Raw genomic sequence first — 17,675 nt, 5'->3', positions numbered from 1 at the left:
AGTCATACTTAATAATTGCTTCGAAAACAAACATTAAGATACTGATTCTTAAGGGATTATCCAAACTTAAACACTGCTTATTCTTCTCATTTTCAACATTATAAGTCAAAACTTAACGAACTATTGTTAAAAATTATTTTGCTCAAAAGGGTAAGAATTTAGCGACCATAGAAGACATCGAGACAATTACTCAAAAAGTTGAGGATGTAAAACATTCCGTTGGAGAACTTTTTTTACGACGTAATGATAATTTTTTAGAGTTTAAGAAATCTCTTATTGACTTTAATCGTGAAATAAAATGAACAGAAAGAAAATGAAATATTTAAAAAATTTAATCATTATAGGCATTCTATTTACCTTGACCAGTTGCGCTAACAAAAAAACTGACAAAATCATAGACAATGAGCTCAATCAATTACTTGAGCAAAAGGACTATTTTAAACTTCGTGAGCGTTTAGAAAGTAATGAAGATAAACTCACAGAAGATAGACTATTATATTATAAGGCTTTTGTTACAAACGCTTTTGGAGAAAAAAAACAATCTAATGAACATATCAATGGTTTATTGGAGAAGTATAAAAATGAATTTAACGACTCGACACTAACAAGCCTATTGGACTTAAAAGCATCCAATTACTTGTATAGCTATGATTACAAACAAGCATCAGCCAGTTATGCAAAAATGCTTAATGACTATCCAAACGTGTTAGACAGTGTGGAGATAGCCAATTGCAAGAATGTGAAAAATCTCTTTGTGACGTTTTCAAACGTAAAGCCACAAATTATGCACAAAAATAGTTTGGTGCAAATAGCTTCTTACAGAAACAAATTCAATCATATAATGACACCCGTTAAATCAAATGGTGTTTGCGAAGACTTTATTTTTGATACAGGAGCGAACTTATCAACCATTGCAGAAAGTCAGGCTAAGAAAATGAACTTAACCTTATTTGAGCAAAATGTTGACGTTGGTTCTTCTACTAAAATTAATGTTCAATCAAAATTAGCAGTTGCCGACAGTTTATATGTTGGTGATATCCTTTTTGAAAATGTGGTCTTTTTAGTTCTGGCAGACGACCAGCTTACTTTTCCTGAAGTTAACTATCAGATACATGGTATTGTTGGTTTTCCTGTTATTCATCAATTAGAGGAAGTTCATTTGCATAAAAATGGAAATATTACTGTTCCAAAATCCCCAAAAGAAAAAAAACTAAAAAATATGGTTCTAGAAGGACTTACTCCAGTTGTGAAAGTAATCTCTGACAATGACACTTTACTTTTTACTCTCGACACAGGTGCAAAAAATTCAGAACTTTCTTTTAAATATTTCAATGAACATAAAAGCGAGATAGAAAATCGAGGAGAATTACAAACAAATGCAAGAGGTGGCGCTGGCGGACGAACAACAGTTAAAGAATATTTGCTCAAGAACTTTCCAATGAAAATTGGCACAAAAAAGACCACACTAACAGAGATTCCTGTAACGCTTGAAGAATATGATTTTAACAAATATTTTGACGGCAATTTAGGTCAAGACGTTTTTAATCAATTCAATACATTAATCATTAACTTCAAATATATGTATGTTGCCTTTGAGTAGAAAAGAAGAACGAACCGCTAACAACTAAGCGTTCGTGTGGCAGGAACTGCCCAGCATGAACGGTGGGTTGACGTAACCGATGGCATAAAATATTGATATTTTCACCTCTAATTCTATCGTGTAATTTAATCAATTTAGGTATTTCAGCACGACAAGGAATTTTACCTTGAATAACAACAGATTCTTTCTAAATCTTGACCTGTGTTTAATTTACCATTAATTATCGGCACCTCTTTTCTCTCAAATTTTCCAGTGTAAAAAAGTTTCAGCCGGACTACATGCAATGGTAAAACGTCCAGTGACAAAACAAAAAGAGACACCATTTGGCATCTCTTTTCAACTTTATTTGTTTTTTAAAATTCTAATTCCATCGCAAAATTGACAGGAACAGCCTTTCCTCGTTGTGATCCAGGTTTCCAATTTTCCATTTCGCCTGCAATTTTTGTGGCAGCTTTTGCAGCTATATCGTTGCTTTTGGTAAGGATCTGAATATTGGTTACTTCCCCTTTTTCATTTATGGTAAAACCAACAGTTGCTTTCCCTTCAAGTTTTTTGCCCTCAAAAAAGAGTTCATTTTTCAGTTTGTTCTTTTGTTTTTGCACGTACCTTTCTAATCCGTAAAATCCTTGATTGTATTGTGGCATATCTTCTACAACAATAAAAACAGGTTCATCCGATTTTGAAAATTCTTCAGGAGCTGGTGGAGGTGGAGGTACATCTCCGTCTGAAGACAACGCATTGGTGTTAATATTAATACCAATGACTTCTTTCTCCAGTTGGAGATTAAAAGTTTGTTCTTTCAATTGTGGATTTACTTTCATTACGGCCGTTTTATAGCCTACATATGAAACAACAATTTCACTTTTTGCAGATTTGGGTACATTCAGTTCAAACATTCCTTTTTTATCAGCAACAGCACCTGTTGTTGTTCCTTTTATAATTACTGAAGCACCTGTAAGCACAGTTCCATCTTCATTCCGAACAGATCCATGAACTTTAATGGTCTCTTCATTAATCGGAATTGCAGAAATATTTTCTGTTACAGGATCAGATGCTGTAGTTTTGTATTCTGGTTCGGCAAAAGCCACCAGAAGAATAGCCAGTACAGGAATTCCCCATACCATTCGAAACAATTTGCGTTTCGCTGTTTTCTCTTTCGTCATCATTTTAAATCGGGTTGGGCCTTGGGCAGAACTAAAGTGATTGGCTAATCCAATTACCTGAGTGCCCATTAGCTGGTTAATTAATAATGCCTGATACCTGACAGGTGAATGGCCCCGGGTTAATACACCTTCGTCAGCCAGGTATTCATGGTTTTGTTTTATTGCTCGTTCAAATAACCATACAAATGGATTGAACCAGAAAAACACTGTTAACAGCTCTATAATGAACAGATCGATCCAATGACGCTCTTGAATGTGCACTTTTTCATGAGTTAAAATGTCGTTGATTTCGTCTTGTTTAAAATATTTAGGATTGATTAATATGCGGTTGAAAAATGAGAAAGGAGTATTGTAAATCTCATTCTCATAAATCAAACAATTATTGATTTTTTTAGGTGTTGATTTGGTTATAATTTGCAATGGCTTTCGGCACTGAATTACTATTCTTAGCAGCACAATTGTCATTCCTGTAAAGTAAATCAGATGCAAAATACTTGAAATAGATATGTTGCTATTCAAGTTAGTATCTGTAGTTTCACTTGAAATATTGTTATTAAAAACACCACTGAATTCGTTGAATGTTTCTTTTGCCGATGTTTGCACTGTTACCTGATAATGAATAGGTACAAGTGCAACAATAACCGAGATCATCAGGCTGATCAGTAAAAAGTAACGGTTGGCTTTAAAATGAGTTGAATTTCTCAATTGCAACCAATACAAGGTGAATAAAACTGCCATACTCACCGATGCCCGAAATAAGAATTCAAACAATGCGTCCATAATTAGTTTTCTTTTTGTTGATCTTTTTTCATCTCTTCCTCAGCCTGTTTCATGATATTTTCCAGGTCAGAAATGTCCAAATCGTTTTCTTTGGCAAAAAAACTGGCCATTTTTGGGAACGATCCACCAAAATAATTTCCAAGTAATGAGCTAAATTGAAATTTGGTGTATTCTGCTTTACTTATTGCAGGTGTGAACAGTTTAGTGTTTCCAATTTTTCGGTGAGATACAAATCCTTTCTTCTCCAAAACACTAAGAACAGTTGCTACAGTAGTGTAGGCAGGTTTCGATCCGTCAAATTGTTCCACTACATCTTTAACAATAGCTTCTCGCAATTTCCAGATAATTTGCATGATTTGTTCTTCGGCTTTTGTCAATGATTTTACATCCATAGAGTCTATTGTTTTTAATTTCTACTACAAATATAGTAGTTTGATTTTTAATTCCTACTATGTTTATAGTAATTATTACTATAAATATAGTACGTGTATTGCGTGAATTTTCTGAAATGCCTGTAAAGTATGGTCTTTATCCGATAAATTATAATTTGTTTTAAGGATTGAAATGACATTAAGCGATAGAATTTCTATGTAAGCTTACTGCAGGCTTCCATTAAAAGAATGAGTTTCTTTGTCCAATAATTTAGAAACAAAGTATAAATAGAAAAGGGATACCTTTCGATATCCCCTTTACTATTCAGTTTTACTTGATTTATTTCTTCTTATCTTTTTTCTCGATTACTTCGATGAGGTTGATATCGAAAACCAGCGTTTCGTTCGGACCTATTTTTTCTCCGCTTCCTCTTTCACCATATCCTAAATCTGCTGGCACATACAATTTCCATTCCGATCCTTCGGGCATTAACTGCAGTGCTTCAGTCCAACCTTTAACTACCCGGTTTACGTAGAAAGTTGTTGTGTCGCCACGTTCTTTCGAACTATCAAAAACAGTACCGTCAAGTAAAGTTCCGTGATACACACATTTAACGCGATCCGAAGTCGCAGGTATTTTGCCGGTACCTTTTTTTACTATTTCGTATTGAAGTCCACTTTCGGTTGTAATTATTTCTTTACGTTTTTTGTTTTCCTCCAAAAATTTTTGCCCTTTTAAAAGATTTGTTTTTTGCAGTTCTTTATACAGGGAATCTTGCACAGCCTTTTTTTCATTGAAGATTTTTCGTAGATAAATATCCGCACTCATTTCTGAGAAATATGATTTTCCATAGGCCAATTCGTTTAAAAACCCTTTGTAAAAAGCATCTTCGTTAATGGAGTCGAATTGCTTGATTCTAAAATCAGAATAGCTTTTTGTTAATTTGGTTTTTGCAATAGCTATGGCGATGTTTTTATAATCTGCCGAATCCATTTGGAACGGAATTCGTTCGAATGATTTTTTGAAATTATTGGCTTCAATATATCCTAAAGCATAACTAAGACTGTCAGTGCTCGATTTGAAGTTAGCTTTACCCGATCTCGGAACTTTTTTACAAGCACTAAGACATACAACAACAGCTAAAAAGGCAAGAATAATACTAGTACGTTTCATTTTTTGATACTTCTTTTTAAGGTTATTGATAAAATTATTTTTTGATGTGAAATTTTGTATTCGCTGTAAATTGAAGACCACAATATAATTCTCATTTCCAATGCAAGCGAAAGTACAATTTTGAGCTAAAAATTAAAATAAAAAATAAACAAGAAGGAGTTAACCTAAGTTGTTTTTAAGATTTTTTAACATGAACCTATAAAATTTATGTATGTTTAAGGAGTATCAGTTTTAAGTATTTCCATTATCTTTTTCAGCATATAGATGAAGGACTGTTATTGATTAATTTAAAGATCAATTTTGATAAAATAAGCTAATTTATTGAACTGTTTACTATTTGATGATATGACCGCAAATAAAGATGATTTGGATTTAATTGTAATTTATTCGGGAAACCCGATAGATTCTGAGATAGTAAAGGACATTCTCACAGAAAATGGAATTGCTGTGAATTTAAAAAACCAACTGATGGGAACCATTGCACCATGGCAGGTTTCTGCAGGTGGTGTTAATCCTGTTGAACTTGAGATTTTCGCAAGAGACAAAGAGCAGGCTCTTCGCTTAATTAACGAGTTTACCAAAGGAAATAATCCAACAGCATGAGCGATAGAAGCCAGCCGATTATTATTGAACAAAGTTTCAATAAATTGAAAGAAGAGGTTTGGAGTGCTATTACTGATCCTAACAAGATGCGCAAATGGTTCTTCGAAAACATACCCGATTTTATTCCCAAAGTGGGGTTCGAAACCCGATTTAATGTGGATGCCGGAGAAAGACAATTCATGCACATTTGGAAAATTACTGAGGTGATTCCATTTGAGAAAATTGTTTACAATTGGCGATATGAAAATATGTATGGGAATGCTTTTGTAAGTTTTGAATTATTTGACGGGGACATTGAAACTCTCTTGCGCCTCACTAATTTGGGTCTGGAAACATTCCCGCAGGATATACCCGAATTTTCCAGAGAGTCATGCACTGATGGCTGGCAGTATTTTATCAATAAAAGGTTAAAGGAGTTTTTGAATCAATAATGAATAAAGTTTTAAAATACATTTGGAGATTTCTGATCTTTGCGATCTTAACTGTCATAAGTCAGATTGGAGGAATTGTATATTTGATTGGCATTGTCGTATCAAAAAAGATAAGATACAAAATGTACGGAAAATCAATTTTGATATTCTCAAGCTTGTATCTGCTAATTACATTTCTTATTGTTCCTCTTATCGCACCTTTGTTCGGAAGACAAAAAATCGATACTAATTCTCATTTGAAGCCAGCTGGTTATATAACAGTTTTATTAAATCGTAATTATGTGACTGGTGAAACAAATAAGTTTCTGAGAGAAATTTCAAATCGGTTAATGTGTGATAAATCTGAAGTTCAAATTCGATATTTGGATGCCTGCTTTCCATTTATAAAAGGTTTTCCACTGTTACCACATCTTAGCCACAACGATGGTTGCAAAATAGACTTTAGTTTGGTGTATGAAGATGAAAGCGGAAAGATAGTTAACAAGGGAAAGTCGCTAAGCGGTTATGGCATTTTTGAAGAAGCCGGTGAAGATGAATTCGATCAATGTAAAGATTGTATGGAGAAAGGGTACTCTCAATACGATTATCCTAAATATCTGACTTTGGGAAGTATTAATCCTGATTTGCGATTTTCGGAGAAGGGAACAAAAGAGTTGATCGAAGCTATCTTGAATCATGAAAAACTAAGAAAATTGTTTATTGAGCCACATTTAAAGCGGAGATTGAATCTTACTGATAAGCGTATTAGGTTTCATGGTTGTGGTGCAGTTAGGCATGATGATCATATTCACGTGCAAATAAATTGATAAATTCATGATTGAAATTCAAAGAACGAACTCAGAAAATAAAGATTTCATTGATCTTGTTAGATTTCTTGATGCCGATTTAGAAATACGGGATGGAGAGGATCATGCTTTTTATTCTCAATTTAATAAATTGGATCAGATTAACTATGTGGTTTTGGCTTATGAAGATGGCAAACCGGTTGGTTGCGGTGCCATAAAGGAATACGAACCATTAGTTATGGAAGTAAAGCGCATGTTTGTTTTACCGGAGTGCAGAGGAAGGGGAGTCGCATCAAAAGTGTTAAAGGAATTGGAAAATTGGACAAGAGAATTGTTATTTGAAAAATGTACATTGGAAACCGGAGTGAAACAACCTGAAGCAATCGGACTCTACAAAAAGAATGGTTACCATTTTATCCCTAATTACGGACAATATGCAGGCGTGAAGGAAAGCGTTTGTTTTGAAAAAGTATTATAAGTTCTTAAACAAAAATATGAGTAAATGAAAAAATCCGGGTCCCCACCCGGATTTTAATCTAACCACTAATAGTAACTAATCTATGAAAAAAAACATTTGTGTGTTTTTACATTTCAAAAGTAGACAAGAGACGTGTAAACTACATTAAGATGATCTTAAGTAATTATAAACTATATGTACTCTTTTATACTTATTCTGCAGGGTTTATTTTTAACGTATTTATAAAAACAGAAAAAAGCCTGGATCCCCACCCAAGCTTTTCTACTAACCACTATTTACTAACCTAAATCTATTTTCTATGAAAAAACGTTTACCACTCGTTTACCTTACAAACATACTGCATTCTTTCGTTAAGTGCTTTTAACAAAAGTTAAAGAATGCTAAAAGGTTTTTTTATAGCCGATTCTATTTTGCTTTTAAATCAGAAATGAAAAAAAGTAGCAAACAGAAAAAAGCCTGGATCCCCACCCAAGCTTTTCTACTAACCACTAATTACTAACCTAAATCTATTTTCTATGAAAAAACGTTTACCATTCGTTTACCTTACAAACATACCGCATTCTTCCGTTAAGTGCTTTTAACAAAAGTTAAAGAATGCTAAAAGGTTTTTTATAGCTGATTCTTCTTTGCTTTTAAATCAGAAATGAAAAAAAGTAGCAAACAGAAAAAAGCTTGGATCCCCACCCAAGCTTTTCTACTAACCACTAATTACTAACCTAAATCTATTTTCTATGAAAAAACGTTTACCACTCGTTTACCTTACAAACATACCGCATTCTTCCGTTAAGTGCTTTTAACAAAAGTTAAAGAATGCTAAAAGGTTTTTTTATAGCTGATTCTTCTTTGCTTTTAAATCAGAAATGAAAAAAGTAGCAAACAGAAAAAAGCTTGGATCCCCACCCAAGCTTTTCTACTAACCACTAATTACTAACCTAAATCTACTATCTATGAAAAAAACGTTTATTATTCGTCTACTTTACAAACATACTGCATTCTTTTGTTAAGTGTTTTTTAACAGATGTTAATTGTTGCTAAAAATACGAAGCTCGGTAAGTTTGTTGCAAAATAGGTTTTCCAAAATAAATAATTTTAAAAAAGCCTAGGTAATCACCTAGGCTTTTTAATCTAATCAATAACCTAAATCTATTATCTATGAAAAAACCTTTTTTGTCGTCTGCTATTATAAATATACGAAAATCTTTGATAAACGGTTATAAATAGATGTTAAAAATCCTTAATATGTTTTTTTACTGTTCTGAAATAGGATAAACGGGATCTGATTTAGATTGTTTTTAAATTAATTTTAGAAAATTACTTTATGGAGTTTGAGCCTTATAAAAAAGAACTTTTCCATAGCTCGGGGAATTTATCTAAATTAGGCCTTTAGCAAAAATTTAACTTTTATATAACCCATGAATGAGTCAGTACTAAATGCTCTAATGCAACTTTTTGCCATTATTGTGGATGAACAACAGGTTGGTTTTGAGATCGCTGCGCGAGATGTTGTTTCAAAGTATTTAGTGAAGCGGTTTAGTAAGGAATGGCATGAAAGATATTTGGATAATTTCAATCGTTACCTGAAAGAATCATATTACACCAAAGGAAATAAGGATACAATTCAAAATAAACACAAGCAAGTGGCAGATGTTTGTGCAAAATTAGTTGAGGAGGCGGAGCAGGAACAGAAAGTTTGGATTATGTTGCAGCTTCTTGAATTTATTGATGATTCTGAATTTACAGGTCCTGAAGAACTTGGATTTGTAAAGACCGTATCGAAAGCTTTTAAGATTCCTAAAGAAGAATTTGAATACAGTCTGCAGTTTATTTTAGGAACCGAATATTCTATTCCGTTTAATCCGTATTTATTAATTATTGATGCTAATGAAACTTTCGAACATGAGGTAGTTAAGCATATTTTTAGTCCCAGACTACGAGGTCGTTTATTTATTCTTCATCTTGAAAGTACGAATACTTTCCTGATGAAATATTTTGGTGAGTACAACCTTTTTTTAAACGGTCATAATATTAAATTGGATCGTGCCTATATACTCTCGTATGGATCTGTGATTAGAAGTCATAGAATTGATCCAATATACTATTCTCAAATTGTATCAGTATTTATTGAGCGGAAAAATCTTTCGGATATTCGCTTCGTCGCTAAAAATATTGAATTTAAGTTCCCAGGTTCTAATAATGGTGTATTCCCGGTTAATTTTCATGTAGAATCAGGACAGCTGATTGGAATAATGGGAGGCAGTGGTACAGGGAAATCTACTTTGTTAAATGTGTTGAATGGGAATTTGCCTTTAAATCAGGGTGATATATATATTAATGGATATAATCTCCATAAGGATAAAGAGGAACTTGAAGGTGTTATTGGATACGTTCCTCAGGATGATTTGCTGGTTGAGGAATTAACAGTTTACCAGAATTTGTTTTTTAATGCCAAGTTATGTTTCGATAATTTGGATGAGGAAACAATTGAGAATATTATAGATGATACTATTGAAAACTTTGATTTGGTTGAAGCCAGAGATTTAAAAGTTGGAGATCCTATTAATAAGGTTTTGAGTGGTGGACAAAGAAAGCGCTTAAATATCGCATTGGAATTAATGCGGGAACCTTCGGTTTTGTTTGTGGATGAGCCTACCTCCGGATTATCGAGTATGGATTCGGAAAAGGTGATGCTGTTGCTGAAAAGACAGGTTTTAAAAGGGAAATTGGTGATGTGTAACATTCATCAACCCTCATCAGATATTTTTAAGCTGCTGGATAAGTTAATTATTATGGATCAAGGTGGTAAAGTGATCTATTTTGGAAATCCAATTGATGCAGTTGTCTATTTTAAAACTCAAAGTCAGTATGTTAAAGCAGATGAAAGTGAGTGTCTGACTTGTGGTAATGTAAATTCGGAGCAGATTTTAAGAATTGTGGAAACACGGATGATGAATGAATACGGCAGGCAAATCCGTAAAAGAAAGAGAAGCTCCGATGAATGGTATGAATTGTACAAAGAGAATATTGAAGCGAAGAATCCGGTTAAGGTACCAAAGCGGAAACGAATGATTCCAATCAATTATTTTAGTATTCCCAAACGAACAGAGCAGTTAAAGATTTATTTGGCGCGTGATGTAAAGGCTAAAATCAGCAATAAACAGTACATTTTTATTACTCTCCTTGAAGCTCCTGTTTTAGCAGTTATATTGGGATATTTCACCAAATATATTAGTGGCACAGATGATGATCCTTCGGCTTATATTTTCTCAAATAATGAAAATATCCCCTCCTTTATTTTTATGGCAGTGGTGGTATCTCTCTTTTTAGGATTGATTATTTCGGCGGAAGAAATTCTTCATGACAGGAGAATTATGAAGAGGGAATCCTTTCTCAATTTAAGCCGGTTTAGCTACTTAAACTCAAAGGTAATTGTGATGCTTGTAATTTCGGCAATTCAAACCTTGCTGTTTGTTTTAATAGCTAATACTATTCTCGAAATTAAAGGATTGACTTTAGAATATTGGTTGGTTTTGTATACAGCATCAGCCTGCGCTAATATGATCGGCTTAAATTTGTCGGCAGCATTGAATACAGTTGTGGCGGTTTATGTTTCCATCCCTTTTATTTTGGTGCCACAGCTATTGTTTTCAGGTGTAATTGTGAACTTTACCAAATTGCATCCAGCTATAACTTCGCAAAAATATGTGCCGTTTGTCGGCGATTTAATGACTTCGCGTTGGGCTTATGAAGCTTTAATAGTAGAACAATTCAGAAACAACGATTTTGAGAGTCAGTTTTTTGATTATGAACAAAAAATGAGCGAGGCTTCGTTTCGGTCATCATTCTATATCCCTGAATTAAAGCAGCGATACCAAAGCTGGTTGCAATCAGGGAATTTAAAACAGCTGCAGGTATTGCAGAACGAATTTGGAAAATTGGCAGACTTATATACTTTGCCAAGTGGAGTGGAACTTACCGAAAATGGATTTATGAACTCTTCGGTTGATTTATTGGAATGGCTAAAGAAAATCAAACAAAACGGGTGGGCTAATTACAAAACCGAATCAGATAAAAGAGATCAGGCTTATCTAAATTTACTGGAACAGTACGGAGGTAAAAAAGGATTGTTTGAATTCAAACAAAAACACCATAATGAAGCTATTGAACAGATTGTTTTAAATCGAAGAGAGCTAAATAAAATTGTTGAATTTAAAGGCGAATTGATTCAATTGAAAGACCCTGTTTTTCAAATTCCCGTGAACAAAATGGGAAGAGCTCAACTATTTTCATCTCAGAAACGAATTGGCAATTACCTTGTGAATACTTTTTGGTTTAATGTGATTGTTATTTGGTTAACCAGCTTGTTTTTTTATTTTACACTTTATTTCGATGCATTAAGAAGAGTATTGCTTCTGATAGAAATATTATGGGTGAAAATACTTCCCGAAGGTCACATACGAATTACCAGAAAACGTCTGAAGTAATTGTGATGAATATAAAAAAGGAGTTAAAATCAATGGTTTAACTCCTTTTTTATTAGAGTTTTTTTGTCATTAAAGCGAATAATAACATATTACAAATGTTTTAATATTTCTTTAGCATTCGATCTGTTTTTGTAATCAGGATCATACTGCACATATTTTACGATACCATCTTTTCCAATCACATAAGTTGCTGGAACAGGAAGTGTCTGATCATCATTTCCATTTGAAACGGCAAGATCAATACCATATTCCTTATATTTTTTCTGTAATTTTTCAGGCAATACAAAATCAACACCGTATTGCTTCATGATTTTGGAATCTACATCGTGCAGAATGGAATATTCTGCTTTTGTTTTATCGATGGTTTTACTAACACTCATATTGGTTTCTGGTGTAATTGCTACCAGTCGGGCACCTGCTTTTTTAAAATCTCCAACATGATCTTGTAGATGAGATAGGTGTTTATTGCAGTAAGGACACCACTGTCCGCGGTAAAATACAACGATTAATTGTTCATTCTTTAAAATTTCATCGCTTGCTATTGTTTTGCCATATTGATCCACTGCCTTAAACATAGGAGCTTTTTGCCCTACCAATATGCTGCTTTGTTCCATCTGACCAAAACTTGTAAGACTGGTCAAGAATATTGCTGTCACCAGTAAAATTTTCATATTCTAATTGTTTTTCGTGAAATAAGATACAAATTAGTCTTTTATTTTTTATTTATAAACAAATAGAAGGCTGTGTTGGCGTTAATGATTTGTTAATGGCTGTAAATGAAAAAAAAATCCCTTGCGCAAGCAAGGGATTAGATTACTGATTTAGTTTCAGTTTATGCTTTTTGTAATTTTTCAATTTTGTAAGTTGTGTTTACACCTGCTTGGTGAAATAAAACACCTACAGGACACATTTTCAAAGTTTGTTGTAAGCACTTGTCGATTTTTTCATCACTTGCATTAGAGTCAATTCTCAATTCAACCTCAACATCAGTAAAGGTTGGAGCTCCATCTTTCTGATATCCGGTAGTATCTACTTCTAGAGTAGTAAATTCAATTCTCATTTTTTTTGCAACGATATTGAAAATTGTATTTACGCATCCGGAGTAACTCATTAAGCACAATTCAAATGCTGTAGCTCCTAAATCTTCTCCACCTTTTCCTTCCGGTAGGTCAATTGTAACTTCGTGACCTCTGTTATCTGTAATAATTGAAGACGTTCCTTGAGTCCAAGTTGTAGTTGCTTTCATATAGTATCTTTATTTGTTTTAAATTTCAGCTTGTAAATATATATAATTATGCAGATGTGTTGCTATTTTTTTGTTTGTTTAACAGCATGTCGGAAATGTTTTCAGGTAAGTTGTTGATAATATGTCAAACTGGCTGATTGTTTTGCTGTAGTTCAGACATTTTTTCTGCTTATTGACCACATTGTTGACTTGGCAAATGTTTTGAATGATTCGTTTTGAATGACAATTAGCCATTTTATAATAAATGAAGTCGTAAAATCAAAAATATGAACTACAATAATTTTACAATTAAATCGCAGCAGGCAATTGAAAAGGCTTTTCAGTTAGCCACAGGTAAACAACAACAGGCAGTTGATACCGGACACATTTTAAAGGGTGTTTTGGTAGAAGGAGAGAATATCACCAATTTTCTATTTAAGAAGTTAGGAGTAAACTTAATAAACTTCTCGTTGGTCTTAGATAAGGTTTTAGAAAGCTATCCAAAGGTAGTTGGAGGCGATCCTTACCTTTCAAGAGAAGCCACAAGTGCTTTGCAGTTTTCAACCGAGATCTCAAATAAAATGGGCGATCAGTTTGTTTCTCTTGAGCATATATTGTTAGGTCTTTTAAAAGGGAAGGATCAAATTTCAAATCTGCTTAAGGATAATCAAATTAATGAAAAAGACCTTACTGTGGCTATTAATGAATTACGAAAAGGAGCAAAGGTCGATTCTCAAACTGCTGAGGATACATTTAATTCTTTACGAAGATTTGCCATTGATTTAAACGAACGGGCCCGAAACGGAAAATTGGATCCTGTAATTGGACGAGATGAGGAAATAAGAAGAATTCTTCAGATTTTATCGCGGAGAACGAAAAATAACCCGATTCTAATTGGTGAGCCAGGTGTGGGAAAAACAGCTATTGCCGAAGGATTGGCTCATCGTATTGTTAAGGGTGATGTTCCGGATAATTTGAAAAACAAACAGGTTTTTTCTTTGGATATGGGCGCATTGATTGCGGGGGCAAAATACAAAGGTGAATTCGAAGAGCGGTTAAAGTCAGTGGTGAAAGAGGTGGTTGAATCGGATGGTGATATTGTTTTGTTCATTGATGAGATTCACACTTTAATTGGTGCAGGAAAAGGCGAAGGTGCTATGGATGCGGCCAATATTTTAAAGCCGGCATTGGCTCGTGGTGATTTGCGGGCAATTGGTGCGACTACCTTAGATGAATATCAAAAGTATTTTGAAAAGGACAAAGCTTTAGAGAGACGTTTTCAAAAGGTTATGGTGAATGAACCGGATATCCTAAGTGCAATTTCCATCCTTCGTGGATTAAAAGAGCGATATGAAAATCATCATAAGGTTCAGATTAAAGATGAAGCAATTATAGCGGCTGTTGAGTTATCTCAAAGATATATCTCTGATCGGTTTTTGCCTGATAAGGCGATTGATTTGATTGATGAGGCTGCTGCCAAATTGCGTTTGGAAATGAATTCGTTGCCCGAAGAACTGGATGAAATTGAACGACGAATCAAACAATTGGAAATTGAACGAATGGCTATTCAGCGGGAAGGTGATAAAAAGAAATTGGAAGATTTATCGCGGGAAATTGCTGAGTTGAACGATGAAAGAAATCGTCTTCGGGCAAAATGGGAAGCTGAACGCGAAGTAATTGACGGCATTCAAAAGAATAAGGAAGAATTGGAAAACCTGAAGTACGAGGCAGAAAAAGCTGAGCGTGAAGGTGATTATGCCAGAGTTGCGGAAATTCGTTACGGAAGAGTAAAAGAGGTTGAGAAAGAAATTGAGCGTTTGAATGAACAGTTGAAAATCAATCAGAATTCGGATGCTATGATTAAAGAGGAGGTTGGAAGTGAAGATATTGCTTATGTGGTATCACGCTGGACGGGTATTCCTGTAAACAGAATGTTGAAAAGTGAAAGGCAAAAATTGCTTGGTTTGGAAACAGAGCTTCATAAAAGAGTTGTAGGGCAAGAGGAGGCAATTTCCGCTGTTGCTGATGCTGTTCGCAGAAGCAGAGCGGGCTTGCAGGATGCGAAAAGGCCAATTGGATCATTCATTTTTTTAGGGACAACCGGAGTGGGGAAAACGGAATTGGCAAAAGCATTGGCCGAATTTCTGTTCGATAACGAAAACTATATGACTAGAATTGATATGTCCGAATATCAGGAACGTCATTCCGTTTCAAGATTGATTGGAGCGCCTCCGGGATACGTTGGATACGATGAAGGTGGTCAGTTAACCGAAGCGGTTCGCAGAAAGCCATATTCTGTTGTTCTTCTTGACGAGATTGAGAAAGCGCATCCGGATGTTTTTAATATTCTGCTGCAGGTTCTTGACGACGGACGATTAACAGACAACAAAGGAAGGGTAGTTGATTTCAAGAATACGATTATCATCATGACTTCAAATGTGGGTTCTCAGCTGATTCAGGAAAAGATTTCGAAAATGAACTCTAACAATAGGGGAGAACTAATCTGGGAAGCCCGAAATGAAGTTCTCAATTTGTTGAAAAAGACCATTCGTCCTGAATTTTTAAATCGTATCGATGAAACCATTGTTTTTACTCCATTGGATCGGGAAGAAGTAAAACAAATTGTTCGATTACAGTTTGAGATGGTAAAATCAATGCTCCTGAAAAACGAAATTAGTATTGAGTTAAGCGAAAAGGCAGTTAGTTATCTTGGAAATGTTGGTTTTGATCCTCAATTTGGTGCCCGTCCAATAAAAAGGGTACTTCAAAGAGAGGTTCTTAACGAACTGTCAAAACAAATTTTGTCCGAAAGTATTGCTCCCAATCAAAAGATTCTAATTGATGCTGAGGAAAATGGATTGGTTTTTCGTAATCTGTAAAAAGATCAAACGTAATTAAATACAAAGCCTGCTTGCATTGTGAGCAGGCTTTTTTTAGCTTAAAATTTGATAACATGAAATTGTGAATGTTGAAGTTTATCTGTTATTTCAAACCATTGCGGAGATATATTTATGCTTTTCATGGACTATTTTTATAAATTGAGATTTAATTTAATTTCTTTGTTAATTGATAAATTTAGAAAACTAGTATTTTAACTCTAAAATAGGACCAAATGTCTTCGATCGAATTAAAAACAAAATGGCTTGAAAACTACAAAACAGCACCAGCCCAATTGCAAAAAATGGGTGAAATTAATGGACTGATTAGTGCTTTTAATGCCAATGTTGATGCCGTAATTAAGGTGAATGGCAAAGGAATTCAAAACCTGATTGCTGAAAATAACCTGAACACAGATTTGATTCTTGGTGAAGGAGAGAATAACATTCGCTGCAATGAAGATGCAATTCGTGGTTTTCTGAATTGTTTTAAAAATGGAATTGCCGAAGAATGGTTGATTGAAGATGTTGGCGTTTTTGAATGGCTAAACAAAAATGTTGGCTACGACAAAATGCAAATGGGAGGCCAGGGTGGTATTGTTGCAAATGTGATGGCTGTTTGCGGTGTAAACTCGGTTTATGTGCATTGTGCATCAGCTCCAAAAGATCAATCTAAACTGTTTTTAGATCTTCCCAATTTATTAACAAACGATGAAAACGGCGAAATTAAGCAGGCATCTAAGGTCGATCGCTCTTCCGATTTAGCTTTAATTCATTGGATTATCGAATTTGATAAGGGAGATTCTATCAGTTTGAACGGTAAAACTTATGTGTGCCCGAAAGCAAACCGTTTTATTGCAACCTACGATCCATTAAATTTTAAACTGCATATCGACGAGAATTTTGCAAACAGAATGTCGCAAAACGACATCAATCCTGAATATATAATTTTATCTGGTTATCAGATGCTTCATGAGTCTCTTCGCGATGGAACCAAAGGAACTGATCGAATCGATTTTTCAAAGGCAATGATTGAAAAATGGCGGGAATCTTGTCCGGATAGCTTACTGCATTTAGAAGTTGCTTCAACTCAGAATAAAGTAATTCGTAAGTATTTAATTGATAATTTGGTTGAAAGTGTTGATAGTTTAGGTTTTAACGAACGGGAACTAATCGATATTTTAGAAGTGATCGGTGAGGACGAATTGGCGCAAAAATGCGAAGAAAATACCAATAGTTCGAACTTGTTTGAAGGAATGCTGAAGATTCGTGAGTATACCAATTGCTCTAGAATGCAGCTTCATATGTTTGGACTGTATCTTACTCTTCAGGAAAAAGGATTTAGCGTTTCTCCTCTTCAGAACCGAAATGGAATGCAATTAGCCGCTACTGTTGCTGCAGCAAAAGCAGGAACAGGCGCTATCGATAAAAAAGAAGTATTGCTTTGGGCTAAAGGCCATGAAGTGTCTGAGGTTGGGTTAAATGAATTGTCAAAACTTTCAAAGACAGTAACCAATCTTTTTGGAGACAATCAGCTCTTGGAAACAGGAATATTTACAAATGAGAAATTAGAAATTATTGCAGTTCCAACCATCTTAATTGATAAACCAGTTACACTTGTTGGTATGGGAGATACAATCTCTTCGGTATCATTGGTTGGTGCGCGTTAAAGAAGAACGAAATTGAATAAAAATGGAGGTCATGAAAT

The 17,675-nt window shown here is 34.4% G+C and carries 13 protein-coding genes; 8 read left to right on the top strand and 5 right to left on the bottom strand.

What is annotated here, in order from left to right:
- Positions 1-298 precede the first annotated feature (298 nt).
- On the top strand, positions 299-1,600 hold the full coding sequence (locus tag BZG01_RS13655) for an aspartyl protease family protein (protein WP_101310396.1): 1,302 nt from the start codon (positions 299-301) through the stop codon (positions 1,598-1,600).
- A gap of 353 nt (positions 1,601-1,953) precedes the next feature.
- Here the strand turns inward: BZG01_RS13655 and BZG01_RS13650 are convergent, their stop codons facing one another.
- The 3 genes from BZG01_RS13650 to bamJ all read right to left on the bottom strand — a co-directional run bounded on the left by BZG01_RS13650 (position 1,954) and on the right by bamJ (position 5,088).
- Complete coding sequence (locus BZG01_RS13650) at positions 1,954-3,543, bottom strand: M56 family metallopeptidase (RefSeq protein WP_101310395.1); 1,590 nt, start codon at positions 3,541-3,543, stop codon at positions 1,954-1,956.
- Positions 3,544-3,545: 2 nt separating this feature from the next.
- Positions 3,546-3,935, bottom strand: a complete 390-nt coding sequence (locus BZG01_RS13645) for a BlaI/MecI/CopY family transcriptional regulator (protein ID WP_101310394.1) — start codon at positions 3,933-3,935, stop codon at positions 3,546-3,548.
- Positions 3,936-4,254: 319 nt separating this feature from the next.
- Positions 4,255-5,088, bottom strand: coding sequence for a BamJ family beta-barrel-assembly machinery protein (gene bamJ / locus BZG01_RS13640; RefSeq protein WP_101310393.1), 834 nt, complete (start codon positions 5,086-5,088; stop codon positions 4,255-4,257).
- Positions 5,089-5,433: 345 nt separating this feature from the next.
- Between bamJ and BZG01_RS13635 the strand changes: the two genes are divergently transcribed.
- The 5 genes from BZG01_RS13635 (at position 5,434) to BZG01_RS13615 (ending at position 11,866) form a co-directional block, all read left to right on the top strand.
- On the top strand, positions 5,434-5,691 hold the full coding sequence (locus BZG01_RS13635; RefSeq protein ID WP_101310392.1) for a putative signal transducing protein: 258 nt from the start codon (positions 5,434-5,436) through the stop codon (positions 5,689-5,691).
- Positions 5,688-6,122 (top strand): SRPBCC family protein, encoded by a 435-nt coding sequence (locus tag BZG01_RS13630; protein ID WP_101310391.1) that lies wholly within the window; start codon positions 5,688-5,690, stop codon positions 6,120-6,122. The genes BZG01_RS13635 and BZG01_RS13630 overlap by 4 nt, the downstream gene beginning before the upstream one ends.
- A complete protein-coding gene (locus tag BZG01_RS13625) occupies positions 6,122-6,928 on the top strand; it encodes a hypothetical protein (RefSeq protein ID WP_101310390.1) in 807 nt (268 codons plus the stop codon). Before BZG01_RS13630 ends, BZG01_RS13625 begins: the two co-directional genes overlap by 1 nt.
- A 7-nt stretch (positions 6,929-6,935) precedes the next feature.
- A complete protein-coding gene (locus tag BZG01_RS13620; protein ID WP_101310389.1) occupies positions 6,936-7,385 on the top strand; it encodes a GNAT family N-acetyltransferase in 450 nt (149 codons plus the stop codon).
- 1,412 nt (positions 7,386-8,797) lie between these two features.
- Positions 8,798-11,866, top strand: a complete 3,069-nt coding sequence (locus tag BZG01_RS13615) for an ATP-binding cassette domain-containing protein (RefSeq protein ID WP_101310388.1) — start codon at positions 8,798-8,800, stop codon at positions 11,864-11,866.
- Between the two features lie 89 nt (positions 11,867-11,955).
- On the opposite strand, the gene BZG01_RS13610 is transcribed toward BZG01_RS13615, so the two are convergent.
- Positions 11,956-12,537, bottom strand: a complete 582-nt coding sequence (locus BZG01_RS13610) for a peroxiredoxin family protein (RefSeq protein WP_101310387.1) — start codon at positions 12,535-12,537, stop codon at positions 11,956-11,958.
- 161 nt (positions 12,538-12,698) lie between these two features.
- Complete coding sequence (locus BZG01_RS13605; RefSeq protein WP_101310386.1) at positions 12,699-13,112, bottom strand: OsmC family protein; 414 nt, start codon at positions 13,110-13,112, stop codon at positions 12,699-12,701.
- A 266-nt stretch (positions 13,113-13,378) separates the two neighbouring features.
- On the opposite strand from BZG01_RS13605, the gene clpB reads away from it, so the two are divergent.
- Together clpB and BZG01_RS13595 are read left to right on the top strand one after the other, a co-directional pair.
- Complete coding sequence (gene clpB / locus BZG01_RS13600; RefSeq protein WP_101310385.1) at positions 13,379-15,970, top strand: ATP-dependent chaperone ClpB; 2,592 nt, start codon at positions 13,379-13,381, stop codon at positions 15,968-15,970.
- 233 nt (positions 15,971-16,203) lie between these two features.
- The gene (locus BZG01_RS13595; RefSeq protein ID WP_101310384.1) at positions 16,204-17,637 is read left to right on the top strand and encodes an ADP-dependent glucokinase/phosphofructokinase; all 1,434 of its coding nucleotides are present in this window, start codon (positions 16,204-16,206) and stop codon (positions 17,635-17,637) included.
- The last annotated feature ends 38 nt before the right edge of the window (positions 17,638-17,675 follow it).

Source organism: Labilibaculum manganireducens (assembly GCF_002843385.1).
Classification (GTDB): Bacteria; Bacteroidota; Bacteroidia; order Bacteroidales; family Marinifilaceae; genus Labilibaculum; species Labilibaculum manganireducens.
Note: the sequence above shows the minus strand (reverse complement) of the source record. Positions and strands in the feature narration are given on the sequence as shown.